This window comes from Candidatus Aquicultor secundus, assembly GCF_002791875.1.
Taxonomy (GTDB): domain Bacteria; phylum Actinomycetota; class Aquicultoria; order Aquicultorales; family Aquicultoraceae; genus Aquicultor_A; species Aquicultor_A secundus.
This window is the reverse complement of record NZ_PFNG01000217.1, coordinates 1-9,204: the sequence shown is the minus strand read 5'-3', so window position 1 is coordinate 9,204 and position 9,204 is coordinate 1. Positions and strand designations below refer to the sequence as shown.

Annotated in this window: 11 protein-coding genes and 2 pseudogenes; 9 read left to right on the top strand and 4 right to left on the bottom strand. The window is 51.2% G+C overall.

Features of this window, described 5'->3' with window-relative positions; translation table 11 throughout:
* A pseudogene (locus COY37_RS09320) lies at positions 1–657 on the top strand (type III restriction endonuclease subunit R); the annotation flags it as partial.
* Positions 658–782: 125 nt separating this feature from the next.
* Here COY37_RS09320 and COY37_RS09315 read toward each other — a convergent pair.
* Positions 783–1,022 (bottom strand): site-specific integrase, encoded by a 240-nt coding sequence (locus COY37_RS09315; protein ID WP_286678297.1) that lies wholly within the window; start codon positions 1,020–1,022, stop codon positions 783–785.
* Between the two features lie 126 nt (positions 1,023–1,148).
* On the opposite strand from COY37_RS09315, the gene COY37_RS09310 reads away from it, so the two are divergent.
* The 3 genes from COY37_RS09310 (at position 1,149) to COY37_RS09300 (ending at position 2,847) form a co-directional block, all read left to right on the top strand.
* A complete protein-coding gene (locus COY37_RS09310) occupies positions 1,149–1,541 on the top strand; it encodes a HEPN domain-containing protein (protein WP_286678296.1) in 393 nt (130 codons plus the stop codon).
* Positions 1,511–1,831, top strand: coding sequence for a nucleotidyltransferase domain-containing protein (locus COY37_RS09305; RefSeq protein ID WP_286678295.1), 321 nt, complete (start codon positions 1,511–1,513; stop codon positions 1,829–1,831). The genes COY37_RS09310 and COY37_RS09305 overlap by 31 nt, the downstream gene beginning before the upstream one ends.
* A gap of 323 nt (positions 1,832–2,154) precedes the next feature.
* A complete protein-coding gene (locus COY37_RS09300; protein ID WP_286678294.1) occupies positions 2,155–2,847 on the top strand; it encodes a hypothetical protein in 693 nt (230 codons plus the stop codon).
* Between the two features lie 16 nt (positions 2,848–2,863).
* On the opposite strand, the gene COY37_RS09295 is transcribed toward COY37_RS09300, so the two are convergent.
* Positions 2,864–3,163: a hypothetical protein gene (locus COY37_RS09295; protein ID WP_286678293.1), complete on the bottom strand. Its 300-nt coding sequence runs from the start codon at positions 3,161–3,163 to the stop codon at positions 2,864–2,866.
* Between the two features lie 435 nt (positions 3,164–3,598).
* Here COY37_RS09295 and COY37_RS09290 point away from each other — a divergent pair, with 435 nt between their 5' ends.
* From COY37_RS09290 to COY37_RS09270, 5 genes are all read left to right on the top strand, one after another.
* Positions 3,599–4,675, top strand: coding sequence for a CAP domain-containing protein (locus COY37_RS09290; protein ID WP_286678292.1), 1,077 nt, complete (start codon positions 3,599–3,601; stop codon positions 4,673–4,675).
* Between the two features lie 137 nt (positions 4,676–4,812).
* The gene (locus COY37_RS09285; RefSeq protein ID WP_286678291.1) at positions 4,813–5,538 is read left to right on the top strand and encodes a beta/alpha barrel domain-containing protein; all 726 of its coding nucleotides are present in this window, start codon (positions 4,813–4,815) and stop codon (positions 5,536–5,538) included.
* Positions 5,525–6,382 (top strand): transketolase, encoded by an 858-nt coding sequence (locus COY37_RS09280; protein ID WP_502690507.1) that lies wholly within the window; start codon positions 5,525–5,527, stop codon positions 6,380–6,382. The genes COY37_RS09285 and COY37_RS09280 overlap by 14 nt, the downstream gene beginning before the upstream one ends.
* A complete protein-coding gene (locus COY37_RS09275) occupies positions 6,375–7,370 on the top strand; it encodes a transketolase family protein (protein ID WP_502690506.1) in 996 nt (331 codons plus the stop codon). The genes COY37_RS09280 and COY37_RS09275 overlap by 8 nt, the downstream gene beginning before the upstream one ends.
* The gene (locus tag COY37_RS09270; protein ID WP_286678289.1) at positions 7,367–7,999 is read left to right on the top strand and encodes a cyclase family protein; all 633 of its coding nucleotides are present in this window, start codon (positions 7,367–7,369) and stop codon (positions 7,997–7,999) included. Before COY37_RS09275 ends, COY37_RS09270 begins: the two co-directional genes overlap by 4 nt.
* Here the strand turns inward: COY37_RS09270 and COY37_RS09265 are convergent.
* Both COY37_RS09265 and COY37_RS09260 read right to left on the bottom strand, forming a co-directional pair.
* A complete protein-coding gene (locus tag COY37_RS09265; RefSeq protein WP_286678298.1) occupies positions 7,996–8,355 on the bottom strand; it encodes a lytic transglycosylase domain-containing protein in 360 nt (119 codons plus the stop codon). The genes COY37_RS09270 and COY37_RS09265 overlap by 4 nt on opposite strands.
* Positions 8,356–9,011: 656 nt before the next feature.
* Positions 9,012–9,204 (bottom strand): annotated as a pseudogene (locus COY37_RS09260) (phosphate ABC transporter permease PstA); the annotation flags it as partial.

The window sequence follows — 9,204 nt, the reverse complement described above, 5'->3', positions numbered from 1 at the left end:
GACGTGCTGTATGGCAAGGTCAAGGCGTTTATTCAGGACCGGTTGTTTGACCGGCCGGTAGACCTGGAAAGCCCGAACACCCTGCGCAACCTGTCGGAACTGGCTGCTACCAAAACCCTGCTCGAAACCTTCAAAAAGGCGATCAATGCGTTGACGGTGCAGGATAAGGGCGACGCCGAAATCCGCGACACCATCAAGCTGCGGCAAACGCGCCCCTTTGTGGCAAAGGATCAGGGCTACCTTGTCCCGAAGAAGAGTGTCTTTAACCGTATCATTGGGGACAGCCGGTTTGAACTCACTTTCGCCCGCTTCCTGGAAGACTGCGACGATGTGGTTTCCTACGCAAAAAACTACCTGGCGGTGCATTTCAAACTGGACTATGTGAACGCGCACGGCGACATCTCCAACTACTACCCGGACTTTCTGGTCAAGCTATCCGGCGCACGAATTGTCATTGTCGAGACCAAGGGGCGGGAAGACCTGGACGTGCCGCTCAAGACGGAACGGCTGCGGCAATGGTGCGAGGACATCAACCTGGTGCAGTCGAATGTGACCTATGACTTTGTTTATGTGGACGAAGAGAGCTTTGAGAAGTACAAACCCACCTCTTTCCGGCAACTGGTTGATGGCTTCAGGAAATACAAAGAGAAAATATAACAAGGCGCTGCCGCCATTGCTGGGGGCGCCAGGCACGGGCTTTGGGTATCCCGTCCATTTAAAGGTATCGGAACCTATTATATATTATGGTTCGTCCACGTATATTCGACGGTTTCAACCCTGTTTCAGCGTGCCTCAGCCCCTATCCGGGCTGGGGCAATGGTTTTGTGTTTGGCCTGGTAGCGGCGCGACCGTAGCAATATCGCTGAATATAGCTTTGCCTCTTTTAGCGGGACGTGTCTGGTTTGCCCGCTTTTCGCACCAGTGCCTCTAACTGTTAGTATGGCGCGGTTAAAATCAACGTCGTCCCATTTAAGGTTAAATAGCTCACCGCGCCGTAACCCGGTGTTGAGATCCAAGATCACTACTGTCCGGTTAAAATTTATATTAATCGTAATCTAGAAAAAAGCCAATTGACCAACGTTGATTTTCTGTTTTTGGAAATGTCGATCGTGTTATAATGTTTTAAAGATAAAGGGGTCGGGTGTTTTGTGAGAGAAGAAGCCCAGCTATGGCTCGATGACGCAATCTATGATCTGGAAAGCGCGCAGATCATGTTCAAAGGCGCACGATATAATTATGCTGTTTGGCTAGCAAGGCAAGCCACGGAAAAAGCATTAAAAGCGGCACATCTTGTTGTCCTCAAGAAAGCATTTCCTAAATCCCATAACTTGACCGAGTTGGCACGCGAGCTTGGTTGGGCTATTCCTAAATCAATTAACGAACACCTGCAATTCTTGAATCCTCATTATACCGTTACCCGATATGTTGATGCGGCTGTCGGAAAACCGTCCGACATTTATGATGCAGAGATTGCAGATCAAGCCATCGCGAAGTCTAAGGAGGTTTTGGATTGGATAAACAGCAATCTCAAGATCTCATAGAACAGATAAAAGAATTCCTTAAGGCTATCGATGCTCAGGAGGCGATTCTGTTTGGGTCGAGGGCAAGAGGCGATGCAATTGAAACAAGTGATGTCGACCTGATTATTATCGATGATAAGTTTGCAGATATACCGTTTCCTCGCCGCCTTATTTTTTTAAGCGAGCATTGGAACCTTAGCTATTTCCTCGAAGCGCTCCCGTACACGCGAAAGGAATTTGAGAAGTTGGCGAAAACACGCGGCGTGATCAACGATGCAATAAAGCACGGCATACGTATTAAGGCCGCTTAGACCCACAAGTGTATTACCTGATAGATGGGTCGTTCTTAATGGAGGACGGCTCTTTTTTTGAGAGGCTTTGGCTGGACATGCGGGCGAATTTACGTTATAGTAATGGACCATACAGTCCTTCGGCCAAGCGGTAGGAGGGCTTACATAACGAGAAAAGGTCAGAAGTAGCACGATATAAACCTCCACTCGCCGCAGCACTAAACCTAATCCAAGACCACATGATCTAACAGAACAAGAATACTGCATGTTTACGATGCCATCATGCATAAAAGAAGCTGATGGACGTAAGTTCCTTATTACCAAAAAGTTAGGTGGGGTGCTTAGTGAAGAATAGCAAAAGTTTGTCAATTCTCGGTTTTGCAATGCTCCTTACAGTTGTGATGTTGCACGTATCTGCGGCCGGGTCGCAGCATCGTGAGGCCATCGCACAGGTAAGATCAAATAGCGCCGTCGTCACGGCTGGCGTTTCAAGCGGTACAAATAGCGCACATAGCGCAAGTGATGTAAGCAATAGAGTCGTCAGGTTTGCCAGTTTAAATACCGTTGCTGACGGCGCGAGCGTGTCTGCGTCAACAGGGCTGGCGAAACCATATCTGGTAAGCTCTAATAAGAGCAGTAAGAAAGCTAGCCATAAGTATAAGAAGAAAAAACATAAGAAGAAAAAGCGTAGGCATAAAAAACGCAAACACAGCCATAGAGTGAGACGCGTTACCGTCTCCAGGGGCGCTATGAGGTCGTGCGATGTCGAAGTGGCAGTCAGGCGCGTCGGTGCGACCTATTGGCCTTCCAAAGCCGACCAGGATGCGCTTGTGTGGATATATAAGCATGAATGTGTGACACCCGGAGTCATCAGTTCGGCAGGATACTATGGATTGTTCCAGCTTGGAAATCCGCCGGGTTGGATGGTATTAGGGGATCCGGCCAGCGAGGCCAAGGCCGGCTGCGAGTATATCAAGCGCCGCTACGGCAACCCATCTAAAGCGATGTCATTTAAGAAAAAACGCGGGTGGTATTAGAAACACATTTCTACACTTACGCCCTGGATTCGAATTGCCAGTTGCCCGCCTGGACTAATGCGACACCGTTGAACTCGTCCGGAGCCAGATCAAAATCGTCTGAGACTTCAAATGGCATCATATAGCACAGCACCAGCATCAGTTGGTTTCTGTCTTGCAGCCGGACTACTCTGGGCTCGTAGTCGAACTCGTAGCCGATGATATTGAGGTCCTTGAGCATCTTCTCGATTTTGATGACGCTCCATGTGCCCGAGCTTTTTACTGCCGGAACACCGATTCTATCCAGAAATCCCCTTAAAATAGCCGTCCTTGCCATAAGTCTCACCCCCTGATTACAATCCCAATGTTTTCCAATGTTTTCACCGAGAACCGCCATTGCAATCGATACGCTAAAGTCATTTAGCTCATTTAAGTCATTTAAGTACATTTATAAGCAGTACATTTATAAACGAATCTATATCTGCTGTAGCTCTGCTGTAGCGTATCGCCTTAATTACACTATACAAGCCGATCTTGAAACCGATAATAAAAACCTGGTAAACGACCTGCTACGGGGTCTAGTGGCAACTTTTCGGGTGTGGGTGGCGTACGAAAATCGGTTGACCGCACACAGTACCGCTCGCCTGGAATTAAAGGGAGGGTGAGCGGTGGAATTATGGCCGTAAGCAAGTGCCGGCAGTGGTTTGAAATGTCGATAAATGGTTATTATTAAAGTACTCCTACTGCGCGAGAGCAAAGACAATGGTGATTAATGAACGGAGCCAGGCTTCTCTTTCAGATATTTGTCAGAGCTTTATGGGTTTTTGTGAGCATGCTTACCATGCTCACTTTGGCGTTTTTTACCACGCTTTACTTTAACGACCCGAAGCTGGCGCACGATTTTGGAAAGTCTTGCGTATCGTGCAAGAAACCGAGCATTACGGTGTCCACGCTAAAGAATCCTAAGGGCGGCGGTTTGGATTTGAGGGATTGGCGGGTCGTTATTTCACCCGCGACGACCGAGCCCAAGGTGATGCCGGAGCTTAACCCCACAGAGCAGCAAAGCGCGGCCTTGAGCAGGGTTAATCATTACCGCAGCGTTGTTGGGCTTAAAGCCGTCACACTTAATAAAACCATCAACAAGGCGTCAACGGCCCATGCAACGTATAACGTTAGCCATAACTTGTCCGGCCATATCGAGAGCAATAGCGATACCGGTTTTACCGGCGCCTGGCCGTGGGATAGGATGCGCCACTTTGGCTACGATGAGTTTACCTATGCTACCGAGGTCTGTAGCATGCGCTGGTCGTCTGCACAGTATCTCTTGCGGATCGACCCGCAGTGGGCTATCGACGGCTGGGTCGATACGGTGTATCACCGGTTGCCGATTATAAATCCCAATGTCTACGAGACGGGTTTTGGGGCGGCAAAGGCGGGGGATCGAGTGGCTTATGTTATGGATTTTGCCAACCCCGGGTTCCCGATCTCAAAAAAAATTATCTACTATCCTGCCGATGCCCAGACAAACGTTCCGGTGAAGTTCACCGGTGACGAGACGCCGGACCCCTTGCCGGGTGCAAAGTACCCGGTTGGATATCCGATTACGATTACGTTTAACGGCTATAAAGATATCAAGATAATCGATGTTAAACTTACCGACAGTAATGGGGTTGATGTTAAGTTTTATAAAATAATGCCGTTTTCTGATAAGTACATCAGGGACTCGATCGCGATCATCCCTAAGCGTCCGCTGGAGTACGGGATGGACTATCGCGTGAGCATTAACGCCAACGCCGACGATGATTCCATCTATCTCGACTGGCGTTTTAAAACGAAGACCTCCGATTAATTTCGTATCGCTCGGGAGTAAGTAATGCTATGCTTGTGATGTCGGCGCAAACAGCTTTTCTGAAAGCTTGTTTGCCGCTACAATAAAGGGAGTTATTCACCGAGCATGTTACGCGCTCGCGGACTTGGGGGTATGGTATGCGGCTTATTCCGGCTATACTAAGCGATACGCTTGATGATTATCGGCGTAAACTGATGCTGGCAGAGTTGTTGTCGGGTACGGCTCAGGTTGATTTTGCGGATGGCCGATTCGTGCCCATGAACAGCATTTCACCGGTCGAGGCGGCTTCGATAACGACCAGTTTGCGGCTTGACGCCCATCTTATGGTAAGCGATCCCGTTTCGTACCTAAAACCGCTTAAAGATGCCGTTTTTAAAAGGGTGTTCTTTCATTATGAAGCGGTCTCCGACCACCGGGAGACTATCAATAAAATCAGAGAGCTGGGGTTTGAGGTGGGTTTGGCGGTAAATCCCGGTACATCGGTCGGCAAGCTTCTGGGGTTGGCGAAAGATGTGGACTCGGTCCTCTTCCTTGCCGTCAACCCACAAGTTAACGGATCGCCGTTCGAGCTGTCGGTTCTCGAAAAGCTCAAGGGCTTAAGAATGCTGCAGCCGGGCATTGAGTCCGGCATAGACGGCGGGGTCAGGCTTGAGTTGCTTAATGACATAATCGATGCCAAGCCCGACTTTATCTGCGTCGGACGCGCCGTTTTTGATGTGGCGAACCCCGAGGACGCATTTAAAGAATTCGAGACGCGTCTGCAGCCGTTCGGTCTATCACAATTACCTAGATTATTTGGCGGAATTGAGGGAATAAGAGAGCGCAAAAGCGGTGGTGAGGGCGCTGACGATATCCGACCTTGAGATTTTAGAGCTGGAGTTGCTAGCAAATACTATCCGCCAGGATATAATCCGCATGCTGATCGAAGCCGAAAGCGGGCATGCCGGGGGGCCGCTGGGAATGGCCGACGTTTTTACCGCGCTCTACTTCAACGTTTTAAAACACGATCCACGCAACCCATTCTGGGATGAGCGCGATAGGTTGATTTTATCCAACGGTCATATCTGCGCGGTACGCTATGCCGCTATGGCCCGTTCGGGATACTTTCCCGTAAATGAGCTGCTAACATTTCGCAAGCTCGGCTCGCGGCTGCAGGGACACCCGCATAACCTTTCGCTGCCGGGGGTCGAAAACACGGGCGGTCCGCTTGGGCAGGGGCTTTCGCAGGCTATCGGCAGAAGTCTTGCCGGGCGCATGGATGGCAAGAAGTACCACGTGTACTGTGTGCTAAGCGATGGCGAGCACGATGAGGGCCAGACATGGGAGGCGCTGCTTTTCGCGGGCAATCATGCATTAAGAAATTTAACGGTTCTGTTAGACAGGAATAATATCCAGATCGACGGCCACACCGAGGACATATTCCCGCTAGAGCCGCTCAAGGATAAATACAGGGCGCTCAACTGGTACGTGATAGAGGTGGATGGGCACAACATCCGCCAAATCATCGCGGCGTGCAAAGAAGCCAAAGCAATTTACGAAAAACCGACGGCGATTATTTGCCATACGATTCCGGGCAAGGGCGTAAGCTACATGGAAAACAACTACGAATGGCATGGCAAGGCCCCGACTAAAGAGCAGGGCGATGTTGCGCTCAGGCAGCTTAAAGCCGAGCAAAACCGCATAAAAGAGGAGATCGCAAATTATTAATCCACGCGCTCATCTTGTTGAGCCGTTATTTGGTAAAGACATAAAAAAGGCCGCGACCAGGGATGGCTATGGCCAGGGGTTGATGGAGCTGGGCGAGTACAATCAGGATGTCGTCGTGCTCAGCGCCGATTTGACCGAGTCGACCAGGACGCTTGAGTTCTCGAAAAAGTATCCCGGGCGGTTTATCGAGGCGGGGGTTGCCGAGCAGAATATGGCCGGGATGGCGGCCGGGCTCGCGTTTGAGGGGAAAATCCCGTTTGCCGGCTCGTTTTCGGTGTTTTCGCCCGGCAGGAACTGGGACCAGATACGGGTGAGCATTTGTTATAGCAACGCGAATGTTAAAATAGCCGGCTCTCATGCAGGGCTGGTTACCGGTGAGGACGGCGCCACCCATCAGGCGCTCGAAGATATCGCGATAACCCGGTGCCTGCCGAATATGGTGGTTCTGGTCCCATGCGACGCGCTTGAGGCAAAAAAAGCGACTGTCGCCGCCGCGCTTTATAAGGGCCCGGTCTATCTTCGCTTGGCCCGCGAGAAAACGGCGGTTGTAACCACCTTTGAAACCCCGTTTGAAATAGGAAAAGCACTGGTCCTGCGCGAAGGAGACGATGCCGCGATTATTGCGTGCGGCACCATGGTCTATCCCGCGCTTGAGGCCGCTGAGAGCCTCGCTGCCGAGGGATATTCGGTCTGCGTGATAAACAACCCGTCGATTAAACCGCTGGATACTGAAACTATAGTTGCCGCCGCCGTGCAAACGGGGGCCATCGTTACTGCCGAGGAACACCAGATCAACGGCGGTTTGGGCGGGGCGGTGGCCGAAGTCTTAGCGAGGAATGCGCCGGTACCGCAGGAGATGGTTGCGGTCAACGACACGTTTGGCGAATCGGGCCGGCCAAAGGAACTACTGGCAAAGTATGGTCTCACGCCTTGGCACATCGTCGATGCCGTTAAGCGGGCCGTCGGAAGAAAGCAAGAACAGTCATGAATCGCCAAAAGCTCTACGACGTATCGGTTTCAATTAGACCGAAGATGCCCACCTGGCCGGGCGACCCCGGATTTGAACGCTCCATCGTGCACGCAATCGCCGAAGGGGCGTCCTCGGATGTTTCAACGCTCAGGATGGGGAGTCATACCGGCACGCATGTCGACGCCCCCGCTCATTTTCTACCGGGAGGGGCCACCGTTGACCAACTTGCGCTTGATGTTTTAGTCGGTCCGACAACCGTATTTGAGCTTAGCGTTGAAAACGAGATCACCGGGGCCGATCTTGAACCGCTCAACCTCGAAGAATGCGAGCGTGCCCTCTTTAAAACCCGAAACTCACGCCTCTGGGAGCGTGATGAGTTTACTACCGATTTTGTCTATTTCACCTCCGAAGCCGCCCGATTACTCGTTGAAAAAGGCGTGCGGCTTGTCGGAATCGACTACCTCTCCGTTGCCGAGTACAAACACGGTACGGATGTGCATCGCATATTCTTGCAGCACGGTGTTGTTATAGTCGAAGGCCTTGACCTATCAAAAATAGAGGCAGGCGCATATCAGGTAATGTGCCTGCCTCTAAAGGTTCTCGGGGCTGAAGGCGCCCCCGCGAGAGTGCTGCTGGCTAAATCTTAGCTGTAATTCGCCATATACATGATGTTTCTTACGTAGTGTATGGTCTCCCTGTATGGCGGGATACCGCCGTATCTGCTGACGGCTCCGCCGCCCGCGTTATACGCCGCTAGAGCGTAGTCCCAGCGGCCAAAGCGATCGAACTCGGCCCGCAGCATCTTCACGCCGCATTCAAGCTGGGCGACGGGTGAGGTCTTAAACCTACTGAGCCTGTAACCCATAGCCTTTACATTAAAAGGCATAATCTGGGTGAGCCCGACGGCGCCCACATATGATGTCGCCTTGTAGTCCCACCCCGATTCTTGCCGGATAAGAGCGAAGAACAACTTGGGCGGAACACGATACTTTTCGGCTGCGATGCGGGCTTTCTGCTGAAGAGAGAGAGGCTTGGCCGGTGCCGGTTTCGTTGCAAGACCTGTTGTTGGGTTTGCCGGGGCGGTTTCGACTGTTGCGGGTTGTGCCGGTTGCTGCGGTTGGGCTTGCAGCAGGGGATTGAAGCCGGACCAGATAATCAGGCTTAAACATAAGCCGAGAACCGGTTTTGAGAACGTTGTTACTAACTGATTAATAATGAACCCTCCTTATTTCCCGGAAGACTGCCTTAAAAACTTGGGCAGCCCTCAGGTTTGCTTCTTGGCCAGCTTTGTGTTTTGCCCGACAGCCGTTGAGCGATCACCAACAGCGCTCAACAGAGCTACCGATTTAAAACACAGTTTTTGTAAATTAGCCCGATTTGCAAGGAGATTCAAGCGTCAACGCACAGGGGTACAAGCGGTCACGGGGTGTGAATTATTTTTTGCCTTTTTGGATGGCGAGGGTCAAACATGCTGGATAACGGTATAATACGCAAAATAAATGGAGTGGCTAAGTTGCTAACAGAATAAGACGGGTGGTGAAAATCGATCCAGATTTGAGCAGTTATCAAGAGCGCATATTAGTGGGTGGTGCCGTTGGTTTTGCGTGAAAACGGCTCGATTATCTCACCGGACGCCCGGTCGCTGGGTTGGGCAAGCGGCTAGGCGCGGGTTCTTTTTTCATACTTGTTCCTGAGCCACACCGAAACCGCGTTCATTGACAGCAGCACTGCAAGCAGGACCATAATCGCTGCCGCCGCCAGGTGGCTGAAGTCTTCCTGGGGTTTTGATATCCAGCTAAATATTTGAATCGGCAATACGGTAAAGCCGTCCATGGGGGTTCTCGGAGTGAAC

Coding starts and splice junctions, on each gene's coding strand:
- COY37_RS09290 (WP_286678292.1), top strand. CDS start 3,599: ATGAACGGAGCCAGGCTTCTCTTTCAGATATTTGTCAGAGCTTTATGG.
- COY37_RS09270 (WP_286678289.1), top strand. CDS start 7,367: ATGAATCGCCAAAAGCTCTACGACGTATCGGTTTCAATTAGACCGAAG.
- COY37_RS09295 (WP_286678293.1), bottom strand. CDS start 3,163: ATGGCAAGGACGGCTATTTTAAGGGGATTTCTGGATAGAATCGGTGTT.
- COY37_RS09285 (WP_286678291.1), top strand. CDS start 4,813: ATGCGGCTTATTCCGGCTATACTAAGCGATACGCTTGATGATTATCGG.